This window comes from Paenibacillus sp. P5_B5 (genome assembly GCF_056400365.1).
This window is the reverse complement of sequence record NZ_JBFULK010000062.1, coordinates 1-491: the sequence shown is the minus strand read 5'-3', so window position 1 is coordinate 491 and position 491 is coordinate 1. Positions and strand designations below refer to the sequence as shown.

The window sequence follows — 491 nt, the reverse complement described above, 5'->3', positions numbered from 1 at the left end:
GATGCTGACGCCGATGCGGACGCGAAAGCTGATGCTGATGCTGACGCCGATGCCKACGCCGATGCTGATGCCGATGCGGATGCTGACGCCGATGCTGACGCGAAAGCTGATGCTGATGCTGACGCCGATGCCGACGCCGATGCCGATGCTGATGCCGACGCCGATGCCGATGCCGACGCCGATGCGGATGCCGATGCGGATGCGAAGGCTGATGCCGATGCTGACGCTGACGCCGATGCTGACGCGAAAGCTGATGCGGATGCTGACGCCGATGCTGACGCCGATGCCGATGCCGATGCGGATGCGAAGGCTGATGCCGATGCGAAGGCTGATGCCGATGCTGATGCTGACGCCGATGCGGACGCGAAAGCTGATGCCGATGCTGACGCCGATGCCGACGCCGATGCTGATGCCGATGCGGATGCTGACGCCGATGCTGACGCGAAAGCTGATGCTGATGCTGACGCCGATGCCGACGCCGATGCCGATGC

General features: G+C 64.1%; 1 protein-coding gene. It reads right to left on the bottom strand.

Going from position 1 to position 491, the window contains the following annotated elements:
* Positions 1-491 (bottom strand): hypothetical protein (locus AC1DOK_RS24550; protein ID WP_477556890.1); only part of this gene is annotated, 491 nt, incomplete at both ends.